The 25,185-nt window shown below is 61.5% G+C and carries 17 protein-coding genes; 8 read left to right on the top strand and 9 right to left on the bottom strand.

The window, feature by feature from the left end; genetic code table 11:
* The first annotated feature begins 30 nt into the window (after positions 1-30).
* Complete coding sequence (locus GGR38_RS03445) at positions 31-2,316, top strand: DUF6273 domain-containing protein (protein WP_183622675.1); 2,286 nt, start codon at positions 31-33, stop codon at positions 2,314-2,316.
* Positions 2,317-2,324: 8 nt separating this feature from the next.
* Positions 2,325-3,413, top strand: coding sequence for an aldose epimerase family protein (locus tag GGR38_RS03440; RefSeq protein ID WP_183622673.1), 1,089 nt, complete (start codon positions 2,325-2,327; stop codon positions 3,411-3,413).
* Positions 3,414-3,514: 101 nt separating this feature from the next.
* Here GGR38_RS03440 and GGR38_RS03435 read toward each other — a convergent pair whose 3' ends face one another.
* Positions 3,515-6,439 carry a TonB-dependent receptor domain-containing protein gene (locus tag GGR38_RS03435; RefSeq protein WP_183622671.1) on the bottom strand — a complete coding sequence of 975 codons (2,925 nt, stop codon included), beginning with the start codon at positions 6,437-6,439 and terminating at the stop codon, positions 3,515-3,517.
* Between the two features lie 236 nt (positions 6,440-6,675).
* Between GGR38_RS03435 and GGR38_RS03430 the strand changes: the two genes are divergently transcribed.
* On the top strand, positions 6,676-7,206 hold the full coding sequence (locus GGR38_RS03430) for a heme-binding protein (RefSeq protein ID WP_183622669.1): 531 nt from the start codon (positions 6,676-6,678) through the stop codon (positions 7,204-7,206).
* A gap of 146 nt (positions 7,207-7,352) precedes the next feature.
* Here GGR38_RS03430 and GGR38_RS03425 read toward each other — a convergent pair whose 3' ends face one another.
* Together GGR38_RS03425 and GGR38_RS03420 are read right to left on the bottom strand one after the other, a co-directional pair.
* Positions 7,353-8,471, bottom strand: a complete 1,119-nt coding sequence (locus GGR38_RS03425) for an OmpA family protein (protein WP_183622667.1) — start codon at positions 8,469-8,471, stop codon at positions 7,353-7,355.
* 154 nt (positions 8,472-8,625) lie between these two features.
* A complete protein-coding gene (locus GGR38_RS03420; RefSeq protein WP_183622665.1) occupies positions 8,626-9,000 on the bottom strand; it encodes a hypothetical protein in 375 nt (124 codons plus the stop codon).
* A gap of 518 nt (positions 9,001-9,518) precedes the next feature.
* On the opposite strand from GGR38_RS03420, the gene GGR38_RS03415 reads away from it, so the two are divergent.
* Positions 9,519-9,866: a response regulator gene (locus GGR38_RS03415; RefSeq protein WP_172342717.1), complete on the top strand. Its 348-nt coding sequence runs from the start codon at positions 9,519-9,521 to the stop codon at positions 9,864-9,866.
* A gap of 153 nt (positions 9,867-10,019) precedes the next feature.
* Positions 10,020-10,670: a dienelactone hydrolase family protein gene (locus tag GGR38_RS03410; RefSeq protein ID WP_183622663.1), complete on the top strand. Its 651-nt coding sequence runs from the start codon at positions 10,020-10,022 to the stop codon at positions 10,668-10,670.
* Between the two features lie 38 nt (positions 10,671-10,708).
* Here GGR38_RS03410 and GGR38_RS03405 read toward each other — a convergent pair whose 3' ends face one another.
* The 4 genes from GGR38_RS03405 to GGR38_RS03390 all read right to left on the bottom strand — a co-directional run bounded on the left by GGR38_RS03405 (position 10,709) and on the right by GGR38_RS03390 (position 17,529).
* On the bottom strand, positions 10,709-11,290 hold the full coding sequence (locus GGR38_RS03405; RefSeq protein ID WP_183622661.1) for an RcnB family protein: 582 nt from the start codon (positions 11,288-11,290) through the stop codon (positions 10,709-10,711).
* Between the two features lie 154 nt (positions 11,291-11,444).
* Positions 11,445-13,253 carry a PAS domain S-box protein gene (locus GGR38_RS03400; protein WP_343058968.1) on the bottom strand — a complete coding sequence of 603 codons (1,809 nt, stop codon included), beginning with the start codon at positions 13,251-13,253 and terminating at the stop codon, positions 11,445-11,447.
* 236 nt (positions 13,254-13,489) lie between these two features.
* Positions 13,490-15,730: a putative bifunctional diguanylate cyclase/phosphodiesterase gene (locus GGR38_RS03395; RefSeq protein WP_183622657.1), complete on the bottom strand. Its 2,241-nt coding sequence runs from the start codon at positions 15,728-15,730 to the stop codon at positions 13,490-13,492.
* Between the two features lie 284 nt (positions 15,731-16,014).
* Positions 16,015-17,529, bottom strand: a complete 1,515-nt coding sequence (locus tag GGR38_RS03390) for a CYTH and CHAD domain-containing protein (protein ID WP_183622655.1) — start codon at positions 17,527-17,529, stop codon at positions 16,015-16,017.
* A 768-nt stretch (positions 17,530-18,297) separates the two neighbouring features.
* Between GGR38_RS03390 and GGR38_RS03385 the strand changes: the two genes are divergently transcribed.
* The 3 genes from GGR38_RS03385 (at position 18,298) to GGR38_RS03375 (ending at position 22,621) form a co-directional block, all read left to right on the top strand.
* Complete coding sequence (locus GGR38_RS03385; protein ID WP_183622653.1) at positions 18,298-20,190, top strand: PAS domain-containing sensor histidine kinase; 1,893 nt, start codon at positions 18,298-18,300, stop codon at positions 20,188-20,190.
* Positions 20,183-20,887, top strand: coding sequence for a response regulator transcription factor (locus GGR38_RS03380; protein ID WP_183622651.1), 705 nt, complete (start codon positions 20,183-20,185; stop codon positions 20,885-20,887). Before GGR38_RS03385 ends, GGR38_RS03380 begins: the two co-directional genes overlap by 8 nt.
* Positions 20,888-21,094: 207 nt before the next feature.
* On the top strand, positions 21,095-22,621 hold the full coding sequence (locus GGR38_RS03375) for a PAS domain-containing sensor histidine kinase (RefSeq protein ID WP_183622649.1): 1,527 nt from the start codon (positions 21,095-21,097) through the stop codon (positions 22,619-22,621).
* 52 nt (positions 22,622-22,673) lie between these two features.
* Here GGR38_RS03375 and GGR38_RS03370 read toward each other — a convergent pair whose 3' ends face one another.
* A complete protein-coding gene (locus GGR38_RS03370) occupies positions 22,674-23,540 on the bottom strand; it encodes a TauD/TfdA dioxygenase family protein (protein ID WP_183622647.1) in 867 nt (288 codons plus the stop codon).
* A 331-nt stretch (positions 23,541-23,871) separates the two neighbouring features.
* Positions 23,872-25,182 carry a sugar MFS transporter gene (locus GGR38_RS03365; RefSeq protein WP_183622645.1) on the bottom strand — a complete coding sequence of 437 codons (1,311 nt, stop codon included), beginning with the start codon at positions 25,180-25,182 and terminating at the stop codon, positions 23,872-23,874.
* Positions 25,183-25,185 lie beyond the last annotated feature (3 nt).

The raw sequence follows: 25,185 nt of genomic DNA, 5'->3' as shown, positions 1-25,185 counted from the left end.
CTCGGAACGCGCCAGATGGGAGATATCCGAGTGCGCAGGCTTTTCCTTACTGCAAGCGCGATCCTGCTTGCCCATGGCGCAGCGCAGGGTGCGCGTCCGGCGCCCGATGATGGTCTGCAGGCCGGTGCGGCGGTGCGTGACATCACGCCCCGGCCCGACATGCTGCCCATGGAGCGCCCGCCCAAGGTGCAGATCACCGGTTTCCACGATCCGGTCCATGTCCGCGTGATCGCGCTGGCACAGGGTGGGCGCAAGGCTTTGATCGTGTCGACCGAGACGGGCAAAGGCCCCTATGCCCCGCAATTTATTGCCGCGCTTTCCCGCCATACGGGCATCCCGGCCGATTCGATTTTCTATACCGCCACCCATTCGCACGCGGTTCCCGAAATTACCGCTCCGGTCAATCTGGCCCATCGCACCGATGGTTCGGAAACGCACACCGAGCGTTGGGGCCAAATGGTGATGGCCAATATGCTTGACGCCGCCGGCGTGGCGCTGCGCTCCTTGCGCCCCGCCACCATCTGCATCGGCTATGGCCAGAGCTTCATCAACGTCAACCGCCTGACCGATTATCGGCGCAAGGATGCGCAGGGCAACTGGGTGCCCGCGCGCAATCTGGGCTTTAACCCCACCGGCGTCAGCGACAAGACGCTGGCCGCGATCCGTATTTCCGGCGAGGATGGCAAGCCCATCGCCATGATTATCCATCACGCCCTGCATGGCACGGTGATGCATGCCAACACGCTCGACCATGGCAAAACCGCGATCAGCGCCGATGTGCCGGGCGTAGTGTCCTCCGCGCTGGAGCGGGAATATCCCGGCGCGGTGGCCATGTGGCTGAGCGGGGCGGCGGGGGATCAGAACCCGATTGTTCAGAATGACTTCTACTGGCGCGACCCGCAAACCGGCGAATTTGTCGAGCATTTCGCAGGCGATGCCTATCTGCTGGACTATCTGGGCGCCATTCAGGCACGCGATGCGCAACAGGCGCTGGCGGCGGTCCGGCCCGTGGAGGGCAGGCCGGAACTGGCCGTGGACTATATCCGATCCGCCATTCCGGGCAGTAATGGCGGCGATTACCGGGTCAACCTGCGGATGCTCCGGGTCGGGCCGATAGCGCTGATGGGCTTTTCGGGCGAATTGTTCACACAGCTCGGGCTGGACATCAAGAAGGCCTCGCGGCTGCCCGATACGCTGGTGGTCAATCATGTGTGGGGCGAGGTGGGAGAAATGACCGGCTATCACGCCGATGATGCGGCCAAGGCACTTGGCGGTTTTGGCACCGATGGTCGGTATCAGCCTGGCCATATTGCGCAGGCACTGAGCGGCATGGCGCAGACCATGCTGGCCGAAAGCGAGATGTGGGAGCTGGCGGGCGATGGCGTGGCGGTGCATCGCGGCGATGGGCATGTCGTGCTGACCGGCCCCGATGGGCGGCCGGGCACGCAGGATGATGATGCCATCGTCAATCCGGCGGGCAAGGTGCTGCGCCGGGGCGTGACCACGTTTAAGGACGCGCAGGGGCGCCATTATGTCGCACTTGGCCGTGGGCTGCGGCTTTATGCTGGCGAGGATGGCCGATTGGGCACAGGCGACGATGTGGTGCGGGGCTTTGGCCGCTATCGACAGGAGGCCGGAGGCGAGATGGAGCCGCTCGACTGGCGTATTCTCGATATGTCGGGTGACCGACTGACCTTGATCGCCGCGGCGATTGTGGATGCGGTGCCTTTCGACCCGGCGGATCGCAGCAATGGCTGGGAGAGCAGCAATCTGCGCAACTGGCTGAACAGCCGGGGCGGGCGGGATGCGAAGGGGGACAGGCGCGGATTTCTGCGTCTGGCCTTCGATGCGCGGGAACGGGCGATGATGGTTCCCAATGAGATGCCCGCATCGGCGCAAGGGTTCATCGCTTTCAACAAACTGGACGCTGCCCAGCCCTGGGGGCGTCAGACCACGCCGTCGCCCGCCCCCCGCGATCTGGTCACGGTGTTGAGCGGCGAGGAACTGTTCCGCTATTTCGGCCCGAGCCGCATCGCCACGCAGAGGGAATTGGGCCATGATCCGGCCAATTATACGAACGCCTATTTCCGCCCCACCCGATGGGGCATCGCGCAGGGGCTGAAGGCCAATATCGGCCATAATGGCGCATCCTTTGTCGGCTATGGCGATGCATGGACCCGGTCGCCGGGGGCGCAGGCCAGCGATGGCCATGCCTATGGCACGTTTCTGGGATCAACCGGCTCGCTCAATATCGGGCGCAGCGTGGCCTCGCCCTATGGCGCATTGCCGGTAATCAGCGTGAAGATCGGGCGATAGGTATGGGGATGAAGCAGAGCAGGCGCGATGTCATGATGGGGGCGACGGCGATGCTGCTGTCGGCCCCATTGGCCCATGCGGCCTTGTCGCCACGTCCGGTCGTCCGCAGCCGTATGTGGGGCCAGACGCCCGGCGGCGCGCAGGCCATGCTCTATACCGTTGAGGCAGGCGGCATCAGGGCGGAGTTTTCCGACTATGGCGGGCGGATCGTCGGCCTCTATCTGCCCGATGGACAGGGGGGCTTCGATAATGTGCTGGTGGCGCCCTCCGATCCGGCGCGGTTGACGGGTCTGTGGGCGGTGGCTGGGGCGATGATGGGGCGCTATGCCAACCGGATCGGCGGGGGTCGCTTTGCCATCGATGGACAGGTTTACGACCTCGACCGCAACCAGCGCGGCAATACTCTGCATGGCGGGGGCAGCGCGTTTCACACCCGGATGTGGCGGGCCGGAGCCTTGGCCGACGGGATGGAAATGCGCCTGACCTCTCCTGACGGCGAGGCGGGCTTTCCGGGGCGCTTGGAGGTGGTCTTGCGCTATCGATTGGCGGTTCGCGCCGGGCGGGCGCGATTGACGGCGACTTTGCAGGCGACCACCACTCGGCCAACCCATGTCAATTTCACCAACCACGCCATTTTTAACCTCAATGGCGCGGGCAAGGATCTGTCCGGCATGGATCTGCGGATCGCGGCCGCTCGCTTCACGCCCGTTGGCGAGGACGGCCTGCCGCTGGGCTCATTCTTGCCCACGGCGGGGCAGGGTTTCGATCCGGCGCGGTTCCGCCCGGTGGCAGAGCTGATCGCCCATGGCGGGCTGGATGTCAGCCTTGCGCTCGACAATCGTGGCGCAATGGCACCGGTGGCATGGCTTACTTCCATGCGCAGCGGGCGGCGGATGACGGTGTACAGCGCCGAGCCGGGCCTGCAATTGTTCATCCCCGCGCATCTGCCGCAAAGGGATGGGGAGGATGGCGGCTATGGCCTGTGTCTGGAGCCGCAGCATTTCCCCGATACGCCCAACCACGGCGAATTTGCCGCAACGCTGCTGCGCCCCGGCCAGACGCGGCGCTGGGAAAGCATTTATGAATTTGCCTATTAAAAAGGGCGGCGGCCGGAGCCGCCGCCAGAGGCGGCAAGGGTGAGCAACAGCTTGCCGCCATAAGGCGCCTCGGGACATGTCGAAGCGCCCCGCCAGAGCGCTCAGAACTTGCCGCGAATGCCGAAAGTGAAATAGCGCCCGATCACATCGTCACCGGCGACAAATTCGCCGAACTGGCCCGGATTGGGGTTGCCCCAGAAACCGGCGACCGGTGGCGTGACATTGAACAGATTGGAAATGTTGAGGAACATCTGCGCCTTGGCCCGGCCCATCGGCACATCAAGGCTGGCGCCAAGATTGGTATAGGCCACATCCTTGATCGTGTCGGGCGCGGCCACCACCACCGTCGGGCTGGAATGGTAATGCAGTTTCGCGCGCCAGCGTTCTGAGATGTTGATGCTCAGATTATCGGTGACCTTATAGTCGAGGAAGGCGGTGACGCGCCATTTCGGCGTCGCCTGAACCCCGTTCGAGCCAAAGGCCGCCCCGGCATAATCATTATCCACAACGCCCGCCTGTTTGAAGCGCACATGGGGCTGCCATGTCGCCATCACGCGCAGGTTAAGCGGCTGATGGTTGAGGCTGGTGCGGTAATTAAGCTCGATATCGGCGCCATAGGTGGTCTGTTCGGCAATGTTGATCGGCAACTGATACCATGTCGACACCGCATTGGCGCTGCTCAGCGCATTGGCGGCATTCGCATCGTAAATACCAAGCCCCCGCGCCACCAGCGCGCAATAGGGCGAGGTGCCCTTGCTGTCATAGCACACCTGTTGCGGCTCGGTGCTGTTGCCCTGCACCAGATAGATGAAGTTCTTCACCTTGATGTCGAAATAGTCGATGGCAAGGCTCAGCTTGCGGGTGGGGCGAAACACCGCGCCCAGCGAGATCGTATTGCCGATTTCGGGCTTCAGATTGGGATTGCCGCCATTGACGGTGGGCACGTTGATCGTGTTGAGCGGGCTTTGCGCCGGATTGGCCGAGGCGGGCAGATAGTCGAAGAAGCCCGAGGTGAGCGAGGTGGCTTGCGGGCGGAACAGTTCATCCAGCGTCGGCGCGCGGAAATCGCGCGAGCGCGTGGCGCGCAGGGTCAGGAAATCGGCCACTTCCCATGTTGCGCCGATTTTCCAAGTATCGGCATCGCCCGCCCGGTCATAATGCGCATGGCGATAGGCCAGATTGAGGTTAAGCGATTTGGCAAAAGCCATGTCGCGCAGCAGCGGAATATTGCCCTCGACCGCGAATTCGTAAACCGTGGTGGTCGAATAGGGCATATTGGCGACATTGCCGCTATAAAGCGACTGGTTGGCGTTGCAGGCCCCCGTCGTGGTCGAAATGCCGCTGCCCGCACAGACCACGCGATTGGTGGGCAGGGATTCCGAGATCACCTCTTCCGAGCTTTTGCGCCATTCGCCCGACAGCGCGATATTGACCGGCCCGGCCCATGTCGAAAAGGGTGAGCCCATGATATTGGCCGCCAGATCATCCATCTTCAGCTTGGTGGTCCAGCCCACCTTGTGGAACAGATAATTGGCCATATCGGGGGTGATGCTGCCGGTGCCAAAGATGTTGATGGGCACGCAATTGGCATAGGCGGCATTGGTCAGCGCGGCGCGGCACACTGCCTTGCCGCCCGACATGACCGAATCGATCCCGGCGTAAAAATGGCTCATATCCAGCGCATAGGGCTGATCGACGCGGAAATTGGTGTCGCCATGGGTGAAATTGGCGTCCCAGCGCCAATGCTCGCCGATCTTGCCTTTCAACTGGCTGATCGACACCAATTGCTGCGAACTGGTGACCAATTGGGTGCGGGGCAGGTCGGTGAAGATCTTGCCCATGCTAAAGCTGGTCTGTCCGGCATTGGTCATGGCCGTTACGGCCGATGCGGGCAGGAAGGCATTGTCGCGGTTGATCGTAATCGCCTGATTGGCGATCCAGTTTACCGTGCCGACGCTGTATTTGTCGACATAGGACAGGCTTTGATTGAACTGGAGATTGTCGGTGATGTCCAGATCAAGCCGGGCAAAGAACTGTTTCATGTCCAGCGTGGCGCGGATCTGGCCATTGTAATAGCCGCCATCGCCGCCGCATTCATAGGGCAGGCTGGTCGGGATCGTGCCGCCGGCACAGCTCTTGCTGCCATGGTTGAACGCGCCCAGCGTGCCGCCCGCCAGAAATTGCTGATCGGCCAACACGCCGCTGTTGATCTTGCCGCCAAAGGTAACATTGTTCTGGCGCGCGCCGTTCATCGGGAAATAGGGCGATGCCGCCGTGCCAGCCCCTTGCAGCGTGCGCACATCATTGCCCCAGGCCCGCGCGAATTTGGAATCGATGCCGTCATCCTTGCGCCATGTCGCGCCCAGCAGGACATGCGCGCGATCATCGAAGAACTTGAAGCCGCCCGCCAGCCCCATATCCACCGTGCCGCCGTCGCCGTAGGTGGATATGCCCTTTTGGATGTTGAATTTGACGCCGTTGAACCCGGTATCGGTGACGAAATTGGCCACGCCTACGATCGCGTCCGAACCATAGACCGCCGAGGCGCCGCCCGTGACGACATCAACGCGCTTGAGCAGCATTTGCGGGATCGTGTCGATGTCGACAAAGCCTTCGGGCGTGCTCATCGGCATGCGATGCCCGTCCCATAGGATCAGCGAGCGGGCTAGGCCCATATTGCGCAAATTCAGCACGTTGAGTGCATTGGTGCTGGTGGCGGGCGCGCCTGCCGCGCCGCTGGTGCCGGTGTTTGAATATTGCGAGCGCGACCCGGCAAAGATCGGCAATTCGCTCAGCGCCTCGGACAGATTGGTCGGATGGGCGGCCAGCAGGTCCACCGCGCTGACCACGGTGACAGGCGTAGGCTGGTTATTGCCATTGGCCACCACGCGCGATCCGGTAACGATGATGGCTGGGTCGGTGGCTGCATTGGCCGGCTTTTCCGGTTTGGTTTGAGCAGCAACGGGTGTGCAGATGGCAAGAATGCTGACGGATGCGGCCAAGGCCGCGCATAAGCGCAGTTCCATAAATCCCCCCTCCAATTGCCGCCGCCCTGTTTTGGGCGGTCGGTCAAAACGGTCCTTGCGGACACTCCATTGGTAAGGGCGATCAGGAATGAGCTAATATTGATTTGAGTGACAGATATATTGAAAATACGGAAAACGCCCCGGTCCGCCACTTGGCAGTCGGGCCTGACCTGCTAGCCTTTCCCTATGAAATCTGCGGCGCAACAAGCCGTCAGACGGGTTGAGGGGAGAGATTTATGCATCACAAGATTTCGATGGCGCTGGGGGCTGTTATCGCCTTGGCGATGGTGCCATCGGCGCAAGCTCAAACGGCGCCCCAGTCCGCGCCGCCTCCGGCCAAGCCCGTTTCGGCCGCGATGATCACGCTGGCGCAGGCGGTCAGGATCGCCCAGAACACGCTGACGGCCTGCGCTGCGAAACAGGAAACGGCGGCGGTGTCGATCACCGATGCGGATGGCAATCTGCGCGTGGCCCTGTCTGCAGATGGGCTGAATCCGGTCGGTTTGCGCACGGCTCCGCTCAAATCGACCACCGTTATGCAATTCCGCCAGTCAACCCGCGTTCTGGGCGAGCGGCTGGAAAAGGATGCGGCGTTTCGTGATGGTCCGGGCAAGGACCCGCGCTATTTCTTTCATCCCGGTGCGCTGCCGCTCTATCGTGGGGGGCAATTCATCGGGGTGCTGGCGGTGGGCGGCGGCCATGACAAGGATGAGGCCTGCGCTTTGGAAGCTCTGGCCAAGGAGCCTGATCTCAAGGTTGCGCCGTGATGGAGGCGTAAAACCAATTCTTGGGGCCGAATTTTAGATACGTTCGATGAACCAAGCATCCCGCCCGATAAAGGTTCAGGGGGAGGCGCCCATTTCGAAGATGGGCGCCTCCCCCTTGAAGCAACAAAACTTTACCTTAAATCCGCTCAGCGATTTTCAGTCGGCGCCGAGGCTGGCTTTTCAGGGCGCGGGGCCGGAGCGCCCACAAAGGTGATTTCAACCCGGCGATTTTGCGCTTCGCGTACGCCCGGGGCTGTGGCCACACGCGGCGAACTGGCGCCATAGCCCTGAACGCTCATGACCTCGCGGGGGACGCCATGACCGGCCAGATAGGCCTTGACCGATTCCGCCCGGCGCAGCGACAGTTCCTTATTATAGGCTTCCGTCCCGCTGGTGTCGGTATGGCCCGCCAGTTGCAGGCTGGCATAGCCGGTCTGTTGATAAGAGCTGCTGGCCTTATCGAGCGTGGCGGCTGCCTCGCTGGTGATGTCGGCGCGGTTCCAATCGAAGAAGACCAGATAGGGGCCCGGATTTTCAACCGCGGCTACGGGCGAATAGGCCATGCTGGGCGGCGGGGGCGGCACATAGGCCGGGTTGGTCGAACCATCCGGGCGCAGGCGGCACGGACGTCCAAGGGCATTGTAAACCTTGAAGACTTCTTCGTCCGAGCACATCAGTTCGCGCGCGGCATCGCGGTCGCCGATCGTCTGGGCCAGTTCGCGCGCATTCAGGCGGCGGACGCAATGATGGTCCTGCCATGTCGTGCCGCCCGATGCGCCAAAGCCCAGCACAGAAACGCCCAGCGAGCTGGAACCCATGCAGGTTTCCGTCAGCGTGGTGGTCAGCGCGGGGGCCACGACGGCCGGTGCGGTCTTGATGGTCTGATTGGCCGGATAGACCGAATTGTTGTTGATGGTCTGGCTGTTGCCCTGCGTCGACTGGTTCGTCGACTGGTTCGAGGAACTCGAACTGGTGTTTGCGGTTGAAGTGGAACCGGATGTCGAATCAGCGGTCGTGTTGGTGATGTTGATCGGATTGGACACCGAATTGGAATTGGAATTGGCCCCAGAGGTCGATCCCGACACCGAACCCGACGTGGTGGTCGTGTTCTGAACCGGATTGGCATTGGCGGCGGCATCCGAACCCGAAACTGCGCCCGCATTTGAACCCGAAGTGGAGGTGCTGGTTTGCGCCAGCGCCATGGATGGATTGAGAGCACCGCTGATCAGTGCGACGGTGCTGATTGCTGTCCAGAGCCTATGCATAGTGATCCTCCTGACTGTGGCTCCGAGCGCCTGGCGCCGCCGGATCCCCCATGAAAGCAAGCGGACGTTGATCGGGCAGGCTGCTTGCCCCCCTGCTCGAGCGAACGAGGCACACGGGGGAGGAGGTCATCCTCCCCCGCTGCATTGTTCAGACTTAGTGGTGGCTGGTGCTGTAGGCGATGGCGCCAGCGCCATAGAGGCCGACCGCGCCCGTGGATTCGGTGGCCGAACCGCCACGACCGCTGGTCGAGGAGCCGCCGCCCTGCACCGCGCCGCCAATGCTGCCCGACGAGGTGGTCGCCGTGGTGCCGTGATGGCCGGTGGACAGCGAGGCCGAGGATTCCGAAGCGCCGCCGGCCAACACGCCGCCGCCAGCCATGGCCCCGCAATGCGAACCGCCGCAAGAGGTCGAGCTGGTGGAGCCAACCCCGGTGACCGACACGCTGCCGGCACCCACACCCGACTGTGCCATGGCGGGGGCGACGAAGGCCAGGCTTGCGCCCACAGCAAGTACATAGTAAATACGCATGAGGTATTCTCCATATTTTTGCATGCCATTAGTGCGGATGGCGTGCTGACCGCTTCATCCCCTGTTGGGAATTCTTGAAATTTGTGATTTTGTTCTGATCGTGGTCGATTGGATTGTTTTCGACCGATGTCAGGAAAAATAGGCGTTTCTCGGTAGGAAGTAATAAGTTTTTCATCCTAAGGGATAGTACGTAGTTCGAATCGGGGTGCTGATGACCGGGCCGATCGGCCTGATCAGCGCTAAATAGACGGCCGGACTTGGAAACTTGGCGATCACCGGCAGTATTACCCCATCGCCGCCCTATCGGCGGGCGGATTGAGTGAGGTGCGGCCGTCAAATGAGAATCGCAGCCCCTTATCTTTTCTTGATCGCAAGGAATGGAATCGCGGTTTGCAGGGCGGCTCAAGTAACCGCCATACCCGGATCTCCATTAAACTCTTGGCGGCTCCGCAACATTGCGGAGAGCGGTTGGCGCTTCACTGCTGGCACATGTGCTGCGACCAGAAAAAGGACTCGTCATGCACCACGCACTAATCATCGATGACAACATGGTCATCAGTCGCGCTATTCAGAGCAGGCTTGAGGCATTGGGCTTTGTTTCCTTTGACCTTGCCTGGACCCAGCAGCAGGCGCTGGCCGCGGCCGAACGTCATTGGCCCGATCTGATCGTTATTGGCGATGACATCGAAACCGGCTGTGCCGTCGAGGCCGCGCGCCGCATCACGGACCGCCATGCCGTTCCGGTGCTGATGGTGACCGGCGATTATGGCCGGGCCAGAGCGCGGCTGGAAAAGGAAGAGGCGCTGGTCGGTCCTTTCCTGCTCAATGAAATCGAGGCTGCGGTGGAGCTGGCCAACACGCGCTAGGGCGCCGGGCGGCGGGCCGACAGGGGCCATGCCCGTATCGCATCGGCAACCGGCGGGGGTCAGGAGGCTGCACATGGGCAATCGAGGCAAAGGTATAAGCAAGTCCGCCGGGCGTATGCCGGACATCTGGCCGTCCGGATTGTGACCCCGGCCATGCTCGCCGCCATCCCGCGCTTTGTCAGTGTCGGCTCCGGGCTCGTCCTGGAGGCTACGCTGCATGTGCCGAGCCTGGCGCGGGGGCTGGTGATTTTTGCCCACGGCAGCGGCAGCGCGCGTTTCAGCCTGCACAACAACCACGTCGCTGCCCGTCTGCGCGCCGATGGGTTGGCCACGCTACTGCTCGATCTCTTGACGACCGAAGAGGAGGAGGCGGACCGCAGGCTCGTGTTCGACATTGATCTGCTCGCCTCGCGCCTGCGCCTTGCCACGGCATGGGCCGCGATCCAGCCCGACACGTGCCATCTGTTGCCCTGCTATTTTGGCGCGAGCACGGGCGCTGCCGCCGCTTTTGTGGCCGGGGCGGACAATCCGCGCATTGCGGCCATTGTTTCGCGCGGGGGGCGGCCCGATCTTGCCGGAGAGGAAGTTCTGGCCCGTGTGACGGCGCCCAGCCTGCTGATCGTGGGCGGGCGCGACGAGGTTGTGACGGATCTCAATCTGATCGCCTTCAAACATATGCGTTGCAGGCGCGATATTCAGATCATCCCCAAAGCGGGCCAGTCCTTTGAGGAGTTCAGCACGCTCGATCAGGTGGTGACGCTGGCAAGCATCTGGTTTCGCCATCATCTGGGTGAGAAGCTGTGATGGCGGCCCTCATCGCAGTCTGAGGGCCGCCCTTCGCTTTACCGGAATTTGTGGCGCAGGATTTGGAGAATGGCCCCGCTGCGCCTGTTTACCAGCATGGCATCATTGCCATAGCGCACCCAAACGCATTCCCATGGCGGGGCCTTGAGCGCAAAAAACCAGTAATTATCGATCCAATAGCCGCGGCCCCAATAGACACGGGGCAGCACGCTGCCCACCGCCCAGGCCTGATAATGAAAGCCGGGAGGAGGACTGTAGGTCGAGGTGTATGTTGAGGTGGACATCGAAGTGGACGTCGAGGTGGATATGCCCGTGGATGTATAGCTTGTGCGCGAGGGCATGCCCGGATGGGTTTCCGACAGGACCGGGGGCGCCATCGGTTGGCGACAGCAGGTGTCATTGTCTCTTTGCGTCGCGGGCCGGGCCGGTTCGACCGGGTTCTGTATCTGGGGCGGCACGGGGATGACGGAGCGAAAGCTCTCGCCCGGACGCGGCTGCGCCCAGAGCGGGCCGGAAAACAGCATCAGCCCGAAGGCCAGCGCGAAGGAATAGAGCGAAACACCCTCCGGTCGAAGATCGCGTTCCGGCCCGGTCATGGTGATGGATAAAGGCTGTTTCATCGCAGGCATTCCTATCCGGTTGGCCTATTCGGCGGGAGCGTCGGCAAACATTGTGTTGTTCCAGACGGTCTGACCAAACTGCCCAAGGCCGATGCCGGGGGATATTGGGAATGTCCCCGATAGGCGCGCGGCTATTCGAGGTGTGCGGCGCTTTTTATTTTGCGCGGGGCAGCGTGAAGTGAAAGCTTGTGCCCCGTCCTTCGCGGGTTTCCAGCCAGATTTTGCCTTCGTGGGCCTCGATAATCGTGCGGCAGATTGACAGGCCCAGACCCATGCCATCCGGCTTGGTGCTGGAAAACGCCTTGAACAATTGATCATGAATGGCGGGCGCGATGCCGCAGCCCGAATCGCTGATCGTCACTCTGGCAAATTCGGTGCCATAGGGATGGGCCTCGATCCGCAGTCGGCGTTCGGCACTGTCGGCCATCGCTTCGCAGGCATTGCGGATGAGGTTGATGATAACCTGTTGAATTTGAATGCGATCAGCCAGAACCGTCAAGGCGTCCGGGCCCAGATCGAAATAGGTGTGAACGCCCTGTTCGCGCGCGCCCATCAGCGCAAGCGCGCATGCCTCGTTGATGACGGAGGGCAGCGTTTCAACCGTGCGCTCGACGGTGCCCATCGTCACAAAGGCGCGCAGGCGGCGCACGATCTGGCCTGCGCGCAGGGCGTTCCGGGCCGCATCGTCAAGCGCTTCGCGCATGGCCGCCAGATCCCAGTCCTGCGGTCCTGCGATCTGGTTATGGGCGGCCTGAACATAATTGACCACGGCGGCGATGGGCTGGTTCAACTCGTGGGCCAGTGTGGAGGCCATCGCCCCCATGGCGCTGATTCTGGAAACATGGATCAGTTCGGATTGCAGCGATTCGAGGCGTTCTTCGGCCTGAAGCCGCTCGGTCAAATCCTGTAGAAAGCCGGTGAAGATATGTTGCTCGCCATCGCGCGCCTCGCCGATCGACAGGGTGACGGGAAAGGTGGTGCCATTCTTGCGCTGGGCGAAAACCACGCGCCCCTTGCCGATGATCCGCTTTTCGCCGGTTTCAAGATAACGGCGCAGATAGAGATCGTGGCGATGGCAATCGGGGGCGGGCATCAGGATGCTGATATTGCGCCCGACAACCTCCTGCGCCTCATAACCGAACATCGTCTGGGCCGCATCGCTGAAGGAGAGGATCACCCCGTGGGCATCAATCACCACCATGGCGTCGGGCACGGTCGAGAGGATCGAGGTCAACAGGCTTTCGCGGGCCAGCAGGGCATTTTCGTCGGCGCGGCGCCGGGTGATGTCGGAAACGATCTCGGCAAATCCGCGCAGGCTGCCCTTTTCGTCATAAAGCGCGGTGATCGAGAAAGCGGCCAGAAAGGTGGTGCCATCCTTGTGCAGCCGCCATCCTTCGCCTTCGATACGGCCTTCGCTGCGGGCCTGCGCCAGATCCGTCTCCGGCCTGCCCGCAGCAAGCAGGGGGGCGGGATAGAAAATGGAAGTATGTTTGCCCAGAGCCTCTTCTTCGCTCCACCCGCTCAGGCGCTGGGCGCCCTTGTTCCAGATCACCACCCGGCCGCTCGGGTCCAGCATATAGATCGCAAGTCCCGGCGTACCGTCGATCAGCAGGTTGAGCTCTTCGGCGGCCTGCGCGAACTGCTCGGCGCGCCTTTGTGATTCCAGATTGGTTTGAATAAGTTTACGACGGTACGTATTGGCGATTTCGCCAACCGTGATTATGCCGCCTGCTGTCGCCAGAAAAAGCGTGGATTGAACGAGTTCGCTCATTCCCACGCTTTCGCTCTGGGCAAACAGAAAGCCGAAGCAGAGCGAGAGCACGCTGGTCAGAAGCGCAGGCCCCGGACCGCACCACAGGACCGTGATCAGGACCACAAGCGTAAAGGGAAGATAGGCGGCTCGCTCGCCGATGAACGGGTCCATCATCAAGCGCAGGATAGCCGCAATCAGCACGCTGATCACGGCGATGCCGTAGCGAAATCTGACCGAGTTGTCCCATCCTCCTATCGCGATGGCTTTGTCTCCCCCGGTGCGGCGGGCCATGCGGTTGGCAGGGCGCAGCGATCCTCTCCAATACGGATAAAAATACATCCATTTTGGATAATCGGCAATGCCGCCCCCGCATTTCAGCGACGGACGGACACCGCAATGCGTCGGTTTATGGGCGGCGATGAAGCCGCCCGTGCCGCTGGGGAGCCCTAACCGTTGGCCTGACGCGGCGGAGAGGACAGATGCAGGCGTGCGAATTCATCGATCGAACAGGGACGGCCGAAATAATAGCCCTGTCCCTTGTGGCAATGGCGCTGTTGCAGAAAGCGCAGGGTGGCCTCATCCTCGATGCCTTCGGCAATCACCTCCAGCCCCAGCCCGGCGGCGATGGCGATCAACCCCTCAACGACGACCTGATCGCGCGGCGAGGCCTGTCCCAGTCGGGTGAAGCCCTTGTCGATCTTGATCGCGCTGATCGGATAGGTGCTGAGCAGGTTGAGCGAGGCAAAGCCGGTGCCGAAATCGTCGAAGGACAGGCGGACGCCGGTTGCGCGGATCGCCCGCAATTGTTCCAGGATGTCGCTCTGATCGTTAAGGATGATGTTCTCGGTGATTTCCAGCTCAAGCGCATCGGCGGGCAGATCGTGGCGCAGCAGCGCCGCGGCCACCACAGCGGGCAGATTGCCTTGCTTGAACTGGGCTGCCGACAGATTGACGCTGATGCCGAAGTCGGGCTGTTGACGGCGCCATTTTGCCGCCTGCGCGCAGGCGGTGTCGAGCACCCAATTGCCGACTTCCCCGGCCAGCGACCCGGCCTCCAGCGCATCGAGAAAGGCACCGGGCAGCAGCAGGCCGCGCACCGGATGGTGCCAGCGGATCAGGGCCTCGGCGCTGGTCACACGCTCGTCGACCATATCGATCTGGGGCTGGTAGAACAGTGCGAACTGCCCGTCCACAAAGGCATGGCGCAGTTCCATCTGGAATTGCCGCCGCGTAACCGCCTGCGCCCGCATCTGGGGCATGAACAAACAGACATGGCCGCGCCCCAGTCCATAGGCCTGATGCAGCGCCAGTTCCGCATCGCCCACCAGTTCTTCGGAGGTGAATTCGCGATCCGGCGCATCGTTGCAGGAAAACTCGCGCTCCGGTGTGCTTTGGGAATTGGAGAGCCGCTTTGGCGCAATGGCCATCCCGCAATAGCTGCCGATCAGGACTTCCTGCCCGGCAATGGCAAAGGGTTCGGCCAGAGCCGCGTTGATCGCCCTTGCGATGTGCCCCAAGGCTATCGGATCGCGCGTCTTCAGCACTGAGGCGAATTTGTTGCCGGTCTTGCGTGCGACCAGCGCCGCCTCAGGCGCGCTGGCCCGGATGCGTTCGCCCACCTGGCGCAGCACCTGATCGCCCAGAGCATGGCCCAGCGTATTGTTGACATCGCTCATCCCCGACAGATCGGTGATGATCATGGACAGGTCTTCGCCGCGCCCCAGCGCCTCGTCAATATGGCGGAACAGCAGGCTGCGATCAGGCAGGCCGGTGGTATTGTCGTAATGGACCAGCCGGTTCAGCGTGGCGCGATCGGTTGGGGCATGAGACAGGTCGCGCACGATGATGCCAAAGGCGGTCTGATCGCCTTCCTGCCAGTGCGACCAGTGCAATTCGACGGGAAACTGGCTGCCGTCCTTGCGCCGGGCGACAAGCATGGTCGTGTCGGCCTCGGGCATACGGCCTTGCAGGGCGCGTCGCATTCCGGCGCGGGTGATGCTGCGGTGTTCCTCGGTCAACAGGTGGTCGAAGGGCGCACCGATCATGTCTTCTTGCGACCAACCGAACATCAGCGCCGCTTCCGGATTGCAGGCGGTCAGAAAGCCTCGCTCGTCGCAACTCAGGATTGCGCTGGGCGCGGTGGCGCGGTTTGCCTGCAGAAGCAGGCCCGAGCCTTCGCTTGCGCTGATCGCGATCCGGCGCAATTCCAGCCGGTCGGACACCATTTCGGCCAGTTGCAGCAGTCTTTCGCGGTCCTGTGCATCAAAGGCGCCGTCCGCGCGGGGGGCCGGGTCAAGCAGGCACAGCGCGCCCAGCGCATGCCCGGATGGAGAACGCAGCGCGATCCCGGCGTAAAAGCGCAGCATGCCCGCCATCACCAGCGGATTGTCGTGAAAACGTTCGTCCTTGGCCGCATCAGGCACCAGCATGATGCCGTCCTGATTGATCGCATGGCCGCAGAAACTGGTTTCACGGGCAAGGCGCGATGGGCAAATGCCGAAACTGGCGGCATGGGTGACGTTGTTGCGCCCCACCATGTTCACCCCGGCCCCGGCGCAGTTGAACAGGCGGGCGGCCATATCGACGATGGGCTGAAGACTTTGCAGACCTTCGGCCGGGTCGACCTGATATTCGGCCAACGCCAGCAACCGTTCGTTTTCGTCTATCGCAACCTCTGGGTGCTGCATCACCCTTCTCCTCATCCCACTCGGAGCGCCGTCTGTTCTGTTTGGGGAGGCGCCGCCCGATCCACTCGATATACCCTGCACATCCACTTATTTCCATGTAAACATTCGATTGCACATCTAATTGTTAAGTAATGTTAAGGATTTAAGTGCGCGCATATTAACCGGACATCCGCTCTGAATGCCTCGTTGCAGGGTTTGATTTTCGCCTCGTGCAGAGGGCTGCATCATATTTTTTGCATATATGTATTTCGAAAACCTCAGCTTTTTCTCGGCCCTCTATTCCATTACGCCAGCCACCATCGCGCGGCTCCGCGGACATGGGCCAGCGCCTCGTCCGCCTGTCGGATTAGCTTTTCGCAATTGCCATTTTGCAAAGAAAGCAATCTTTTTAGCTCCGCTGCCATCTGAGCCGTCGCGATAGGGTCAGGATTATCGGCAAAAAGGCCGAATCGGTCTGACGTAATCGCATGGTCGTGGAGCTTGCCCAGCTTGTCCTGCAATCGTTCGAGGCAGGAAATGAAAGGTTTTTTTCCGCTCTTTTCCGCCGATTTGGGCCATAAGGATCGGAAAAAGCAGGCAGAGTAGCGCATGTCCTTTGCCCGAATGCGCAGGCGATGGATCTTGCGTCTGCCCAATGCGTCGATTCGCCGGTCTTCGAACACCAATTGGTGCCGCTTGCGCGACAGGCATTGCGCGGCAAAAGGGCCCAGCGGCAAATCACCCTCCCTGTTGCCCGGATTGCCCGTCTCTATGCTCAGCGCCAGTTCGAAAAGCAGCCGCTGAAACGAGGTGGAGGCCAGTACACGCGCGGCTTCCTGCACTGCTTCGCCCTGCGCCTTGTCGATGACGGCCAGCACGGCCTGCGCCCCGGCATCTTCGGCGTGCTCCATCAGGCGCAGATGCAGGACGTGGAGATCGCGCGCCTTGCCCAGAACGCCGCCGACCGCTTTGATGCCTGCTTTCAGCCGGTGCCTTTCCCTTTCCGGCAAACATTGGCCAAAGAGGTCAAAGGCAACCCGCATCCGCCGAATGGCGATGCGGCATTGGTGGATGGCCTCATGGTGGCCGCTGGCCACAACCAGCGGATAATTGGCCAGCAATTGATAAAGGCAGTTCCAGCCGATCGCGTGAAAGCCCTCGGTCACATTCATCGCTTCCGACAGGATCGGTTCCTGTGCTGCTCTTTCCATATGGCCGTTCGCACAGGTCCGCCATGCGCATCGCTTGGACTTGCTGACCACCGACCATTGGAGATCGGGGCCGAGCGGTAGGTCCAGCGCAAGCCTCAACAGATCGCGGAGGCGCCCTTTGACCAGTTCGAGTTCCAGTTCGCAAACCTGTTCGGTCTGATCCCCTGCGGCAAGGGTGCCGGTGTCAAAGTCGACCTCGACGCTCGAGTCGCCGGCCTGAATATGGCGCGTAAGGCGCGTAATCCGGCTGATCGAGGTGGGGCGGACATCATTGTGGCCCAGAATACGGCATAATCTTTCGCGGATCGGCGCGGGAAACGTCTCGATCTGGGGCATCTTGCCGGTCAGCGAGGTGGTCCATTCCTCGCGATGCACGGTGCCGCAGGGCAGCGACATGACTTTGGCGGTCTGTTCTCGTTTGCCCGGACGGGACCGGATGCGCAGACTGATGCCCGCCTGTTCGAGCAAGCGGTCCGATGTGTCGAAATAGGTCGTGATGAAACGGCCGCTCCTGCCGCTTCCCGCAAGGCAAGGATGGCGTTCCAGCGCCGCCAGCATGGCGGGTGAGGCATTCAGTTTGATCTCGATCTCGATAGGAGCATTCTTCATGACGTCTTTCGCAAGTTCGGGAACCGGGCCGCCATTCTGCATCGCGGTGCCTGCTCATACCTTTTGAAAATCGGCGAATTATTCCTTTGGGACCATGCACAAGGCACGGTCCCGCCTGAACCGGCATCGGGGGAAACGCCATGTACAGTCTTCTGCCCGAGCAAAATTTGGACAGCGCAAATTGCGCTTGGTAGCAGGCAATCCGCATGGCGGCGGGGGTGGGGGCGATGCGAATTACCTGCCGCCTGCAATGTGCCCGCCCACTTCCTGCCTAGCGATCCGCAAACATACGAGGGGAGCGGGAATGGGCATTTTGGGCGCGGGCGCGGGGCAGGAACCCGTCTTTTTCCCGAGAGTGGGCTGATGGCCCTGCGCGCAGAGGCCGAAAGGGCTTCTGCGCGTATGGCGTTAGTATCCTGGGTCATGACGAGGGGAAAGAAAAGCAATGAAAAATAAGAGATTGTATTGATTAAACTGCGTCTCGATCTGCAAATTTGTTAGAAAGACGCCGCTTCATTGCGATCCTGACAGGATAGCCAAAATGATGACTCTGGACCTCGATGGTTAATGCTATTATGTCTTTACCTAGCAATAATACGGATAGCCACACGCCTCTCCGCGTTTCACCGGTTATATCCGCATTTGGTTGGTTGGCGCTTGAGGAGGCGCCCAATCACCAGGTCGGGGCGGCGTCTTTGAAATAGCGAGTGGAGATTGCTCGAAAAGCCCGGACAAACGGGCCTCGAATAAAAAGCGGGGGGGCAGCGGATGGTTTTGGGAAATCTTGAGATTGCGAGACCGACATGGGCGTTGTTTCTTGAACATGTCCCTGCCGCCGTTGCGATGTTCGACCGCGACATGTGCTATATTGCGTGCAGCCAGCGTTGGCTGACGGATTACGCACTTGATGGCCCTTCGGTAATAGGGCGCTCTTATTATGCGTTTTTTCCCGATGCCGATGACCGCTGGCGCGACATTCACCGTCGCGCACTGGCCGGAGAAACGCTGCATTGCGAGCTGGAGCGCTTTCGGCGCGGCGATGGCTCATACGATTGGGTTCAATGGGAAATCGTGCCCTGGCGCCTGCCCGAAGGCGGTATTGGCGGGGTCATGCTCTTTACCCAGAAGCTGACAGGGAGCGTCGAGAATGACGAGCGCGCGCGCGCCGTCAAGCGGCAGCTCGACCTGTTGATCGACAATGTTCAGGACTACGCGATCTACATGCTCGACCCGGAAGGGCGGGTGTCGATGTGGAATGATGGCGCGCGGCGGCTCTTCGGCTGGGACGAAGAGGAAATGCTTGGCCGTCATTACGAGCGATTGTTCGATGCGCTCGACAATGCCGCCGGGCGCCCCCGCCATCAGTTGGCAAAGGCGGCGCGTGACGGCTCGTTTCGGGATCGTTCGCTGCAATTGCGCAAGGATGGCAGCCACTTTCTGGCCGATGCCACGCTGAGCCGAATTCGCGACGAGCATGGCGTGCTGATCGGCTTTGGCCGGGTTGTGCATGACATCACCGACGAGGATGAATGGCGGCGCATGATCGCGGCCAATGAAACCCAGATGCGCCTTATTCTCGAAACCATCCCCGACGCGATGGTGGTGATCGACGAAAAATGCGCCATCCAGTCCTTCAGCGCGGCGGCCGAGAAACTGTTCGGCTACAGCGTGCCCGAAGTGCTGGGCCGCGACGTCACGATGCTGATGGTCGATGCCGAAGCGACCCGCAATGGCGACGATCCGGCCTGTTTCGGTGTGCCCGGCAACGGCCATATTGTGGGACAGCCGCGCCGGGTCATCGGACGGCGCAAGGATGGCTCGACGCTGCCTCTCGAACTGGCCGTGGGCGAGGCCAGACTGGCCGACCGGCGGGTGTTCACCGGTTTTATGCGCGATCTCACGCGGCGCGAGCGGGCCGATGCGCAACTGCGCGAATTGCAGAATGAGCTGGCCCGTCTGTCGCGGATCTGGGCGGTGGGCACGATGGCCACGGCGCTGGCCCATGATCTCAACCAGCCTTTGGCGGCGATCACAAATTATGTTCAGGCTTGCGCCCAGATGGCGAAACTGGGCGAGAACGAGGCGGCAGGCGCGATGTGCGATGCGCTGGCGGCGGCGGGGCAGGAGGCGTTGCGCGCTGGCGCCATCGTTCAGCGTCTGCGCGAATTCATCGCCCGAGGCGAATTGTCGCTGAGCCGCGAGCAACCCGATGTGCTGGCCCGGCAGACCTGCGCTCTTGTCATGCCGGGCGGGGCCTGTCCCGATGTGCGATACAATGTGGATATGTCCGCAGATATCAATCCGGTGCTGATCGACCGGGTGCAGATCCAGCAGGTTTTGGTCAATCTCTTGCGCAACGCGGTCGAAGCGGTGGGGCCGGGCGGCGCGATTACCGTCAAAGCCACCGAGCAATGGGACATGATGTGTTTGTCGGTGATCGACAATGGGCCCGGCATTTCCCCCGATATTGCCGATGCCCTGTTCGATCCTTTTGCCACAACCAAATCGACGGGCATGGGGCTTGGCCTGTCGATCTGTCGCGCGATTGTCGAAGCCCATGGCGGCAACCTTTGGCACGAAGCTGTGCCGGGCGGGGGAACCGCCTTTCATTTCACGGTTCCGATGGTGATACGGGGTCCAGGGGAGTTCAGCGATGACTGAGAGGCAGATCGTTCATGTTGTAGATGATGAAGATTCCATGCGGCGGTCGCTTGATTTTCTCTTGCGCAACGCCGGATATGCCGTCGAACGCTGGCCCGATGGCGAAACCTTTCTGAAAGGCGTCTCGCGGGAGGCGCGGGGCTGCGTCCTGCTCGATATACGCATGGTGGGGATCGACGGGCTGGAGGTGCAGGCGCGCATGGCCCGCGAAGGGCTGGATTTCCCGGTCATCATGCTGACAGGGCACGGCGATGTTCCGCTTTCGGTGCGGGCGATGAAGGCCGGGGCAGTCGATTTTCTCGAAAAGCCATGCGACCGCGAAAAGCTGCTTCAGGCGATCCGAAACGGTTTTGGCTATCTGCACGACCGCGAAACGCGCGCAGAGCAGCAACTGCTGGCCAAGACGCGCATCGCCGGATTGACCGAGCGCGAGCGGCAGGTGCTGGACGGTCTTGCCTGCGGCTATCCCAACAAGACCATCGCCTTTGATCTGGGGATCAGCGTCAGGACGGTGGAGGTTTACCGCGCCAATCTGATGAGCAAACTGGATCTGACCAATTTCGCTGACACGCTGCGGATCGCCTTTGCTGCGGGTCTGGGGTCGGATGACGCATGGCAGAGGACCTATCGCATCGCCACAAAACGGGGCCTTGCGCCGGTCCGGGCGGCGGCATCAGGGGTCTTTCATGATCGCTGAGCGGGCCCTTGACAGGCTTTCCCGACTGGCGCGCGGGCGCCCTATTGGGAATGTTACGAATAGCGCCGGGAGTCGCGGCGTTGTCAGTAGGTTGGCAAGGCCGGACCCGAGCGTGAATCGCGCTTCGGGACTGGCCTGAGAACAGAACGGGTCTGCACGGACAACTGTCATGATGTATTTTAGCGGCATTCTACGCCGATGAACCACATGGATGATCCCGTTACCTTGGGCGACGACAAGGTCATGCGCCACAGGCTGATGGAGGAAGCCATCGAGCATGTCGACGAGGCGTTGATGGTGTTCGATGTTCATGGGGTCGCGGTGGATTGCAATTCGGCCTGCGCCCGTTTCAACCGGTTTCCAAACAAGATGGAATGGAAACTCGCGCTGCAGGAGGGCTGGGGCCCGATTGAGCGCGTCGCGCTGGGCAAGGGATTGCCCAATGACAGTTATGAGCTGGTCAAAAGAGCTCTGGCCGGGGAGACCACGCGCGGCGCCGATTATCGGATGCGCCGCATCGACACGGGCGAGCAATGGCTGGGCCGTTATACAATCGGGCCGGTGCGCGATGGCGAGGGGGCGATCATCGGCGCCTTTGCGGTGGGCCGCGATGTGACGGCCGAACAGGCGCTGATCGACCGGCTGACGGTCAACATGCGCTATCACACCTCGATCCTTGAAAGCGTTCCTTTTGCCACCACGCTGGTGGACGACGACTGGATTGTCACGGCGGTCAGCCGCAAGACCGAGGTGTTGTTTGGATGGAATGCGCAGGATCTGATCGGGCAATCGGGCCTGATCCTGCTGACAGAGCTTTCACGTGTGCTGATCAGGCAGCGTTACGATCATTTGCGGGGCACGCCTTTTGAAGGCACGATTGAGGTCGGCGCGCTCGAATTCCTGCGCAAGGATGGATCGACCTTTACCGGCCGCACACGTTTTTCCAGGTTCCGTTATAGCGGCGGGGCCACTTACACGATCTATGTCGAGGATATCACCGAGCATCTGGCTGCGCAGGCGACGATGGAGCGGTTGCAGGCGCAGGTCACGCATCTGTCGCGAGTGAACGCCATGGAGACCATGGCCAGCACGCTGGCCCATGAGCTGAACCAGCCGCTGGCCGCGATCCTGCTGAACAGCCAGACGGCGCGGGCGCTGTTGCCTTCGGAAACGCGCGATGATGTGATCGCCTCGCTCGATGAAGTGGCACTGCTGGCCTCGCGCGCGGGCGATATCATTCGCAAAATGCGCTCCTTCATCCGCCATGGCGAGATCGAGAAAGTGCCCGCCCGCCTCGATGCCATCGTGATGGAGGCGCTGGCTTTGTCCGAGCCGCATGCAAGGGAGCATGAAGTGTTTGTTGAGGCCGCGCCCTATGAGGGCGAGGCGCGCGTGCTGGTCGATCCGATCCAGATCGCACAGGTTCTGGTCAATCTTATCAGCAATGCGGTCCATGCCGTTTCTGGCCGCAATTCGCCCTATGTCGATGTCTGCATCAAGGATCACGATGACCATTTCCTGCGGGCCGTGGTCACGGATAATGGTCCGGGGCCTCATGTCGATGGCCGCCATGCGCTGGCCGGATTTGGCGGCAAGCTGAGCGCTTCGGATCAGGGGCTGGGCCTGTCGATCTGCCGGACGATCATTGAATCGCACGGGGGGCAGGTCTGGCTCGATCATGTTCCTTCGGGCGGTTGTCTGGCCTGTTTCACGCTGCCTAAGATGAAGGCCTGATAACCCGTTTCCGGCTCCCCCCCTTGGAAGAGGCGGAGCCGGAAAGAAGCAGTCAGAGATCGGCCCAGAGCGGTTCATCCTCGATCAGCACGCGGTTGAGCAGGCGGGGATAGTCGCCGTAATTGCGCACCGCGTAATGCACCGCGCCGCGATTGTCCCAGAAGGCTACCGAGCCGGGGCGCCAGCTGAAGCGGACCTGAAATTCGGGCCGCTTGTATTGCAGCAGGACCGCTTCGAGCAATTCCTCGCTTTCGGCCAGATCCAGCCCCAGAATCTGGGGGTTCTGGGTGAAATTGACCCACAGGATCTTTTCGCCGCTTTCGCGATGGGTGCGGATGACGGGATGCGAGACGACCGGATAATCATGGCCCGCCACCTCCAGCGCAGCGCGGAAATCATGGGTGACATAGGCGTGCTCCAGCCTCGCCTTGATGTCCTCGGGCAGGCCCTGATAGGCCAGATGCGCGTCCACCCAGACCGTATCGCCCCCCACCGGCGGCAGATCGACTGCGGCCAGCACCGCCCCCCATGTCGGCACAAGGCGCCAACTGGTGTCGGAATGATAGGCCTCGCCCGGCTTGATCCCGCGCCGCTTGGCCAGTTTGTCATATTTGGCGTTTTCCTCCGCCGCGATCTTGTGGATGGGCGAGAGGTCGGGGGCGGCCTGTTTCGACGCGGTGGTGGTGGGATGGGTGTAGAGCGGACCGAATTGCGCGGCAAAACGAGCCTGCGTTTCAGGTGTCAGGGTCTGATCGCGGAAAAAGACGACCTTGTGACGGATCACGGCGGCCCGCAGCGCTTCGCGTTGGGCATCGCTGAGCGGTTGGGACAGGTCGATACCGTGGATTTCAGCGCCGATGGTGGGCTGCAGCGGGCGGATGTCGAGAATGGCGGGGGTATGGGTTTGGGATAGAGACATGTTGTTCTCCTTCGTGGCGAGAGATCACCCTTTTTGATAAGGGCATCATGCCGAAGGAATTGGTGGGGAATAATTCGATGTTATTTTTGATGTATTGATTTTTAAAATCTTATTTAATTTGCAAATGAGCCGATAAAATTATTTTTAATTTTCTATTCATTTGTAGATTTGGAAAATCTAATAGACGCCCACTCTGGGGTCGAAGATCAGATCGCCGTTGCCGATGGCGCGGATGAAGAATGTGTTGGCCAGCGGGGCGATTGCAGGCGGATGGCCGTTATGACAATGTCCGGCGCGGCGGCGCGGCTCTGCGCGCCGCCGCGCCGAAACCTCAGCGCTTAACGGCGGCCTTTGACGGCTTATGGGTATAATAGCCGAAATAGGCGATGACCGCATAACACAGAGCCGGCAGCGCCAGCGCCAGCGGCAGGCTCGCGGTGGCGTCCGCCAGCGCTCCGGTCAGGATCGGCACTAAAGCCCCGCCGAAAATGGCAATGTTGATGATGCCCGAACCATCGGCTGCCCTGCGCCCCAGCCCCTTGCAGGCGAGGCTGAAGATGGTGGGAAACATGATCGAGTTCATCAGCCCGACCAGCAGCAGGCTGGCGGCGGCCAGATGGCCCGATGCATTGGCCGATATCAGGATCAGCGCGATGGCGCCCAACGCATTGCAGGCCAACACCTTGCCCGGAGACACCGCCCGCAGCATCGCCGATCCGATAAAGCGGCCGACCAGCGCCCCGCCCCAGTAATAGGGAATGTAAAGACCCGCCCCGGCATCATCGAGGCCCAGCACTTTGGGCTGTTTGAGATAGTTGACGATCAGCGAACCGATCGACACCTCAGCCCCGACATAGAGAAAGATGCAGAGCGCCCCCAGACCAAACCTTTTGTCACGAAGCAGGGCAAAGCTGGCGACCAGCGAGGAGCTTTCGTGATGTTCGTCTCTCAAGCGATGCCGGTTGGCCCAGACCACGCCCGCCACCACCAGCAACGCCAGCGCCAGCACGGTGTAAGTATGCACCACGGTCTGGGTTTCGGCCATGCGATAGGCCGCCAGCGCCGGTCCGGTGAGGGCATCGGCCTTGACCGCCTTAAGATCGCCAAGGATCAGGCTGGCGCCCACGGCGGGAAAGATCACCGTGCCAAGGCTGTTGAAGGCCTGCGCAAAGGACAGGCGGCTATGCGCGGTCCGCGCCGGGCCAAGCAGCGAGATCAGCGGATTGGTGACCACCTGCACCACCACCACGCCGCTGGCCAGCACGAAGAGCGCGAAGAGAAACAGGCCATAGGTGGCGCTTTGCGAGGCGGGGATGAAGAGCAGGCAACCGGCCATCATCGTGAGCAGCCCCACCACCGCCCCGCGCATATAGCCGATCCGCTTGACCAGCGCCGCGCCGGGCAGGCCCATCACGGCATAGGCGGTGAAAAAGCAGAACTGCACCAGCATCGCCTGCATATAGCTGAGCGTGAAGAGGTCTTTCAGCTTGGGGATGATGACATCGTTGAGGCTGGTGATGCCGCCAAAGATGAAGAACAGTGCAAGGACGAAGATGCGCAGTTCGGGTGCGTCAACATGCGTGCCTTCCGCCTCCTCGGTTTGCAGGTCGCGCTCGGCGGACAGATTGGGGGCCAGTGCCATGGG

Origin of the sequence: Novosphingobium sediminicola, assembly GCF_014196525.1 — a bacterium.
Taxonomy (GTDB): domain Bacteria; phylum Pseudomonadota; class Alphaproteobacteria; order Sphingomonadales; family Sphingomonadaceae; genus Novosphingobium; species Novosphingobium sediminicola.
The sequence above is the reverse complement of the archived record's forward strand: the minus strand, read 5'-3'. Positions and strand labels throughout refer to the sequence as shown.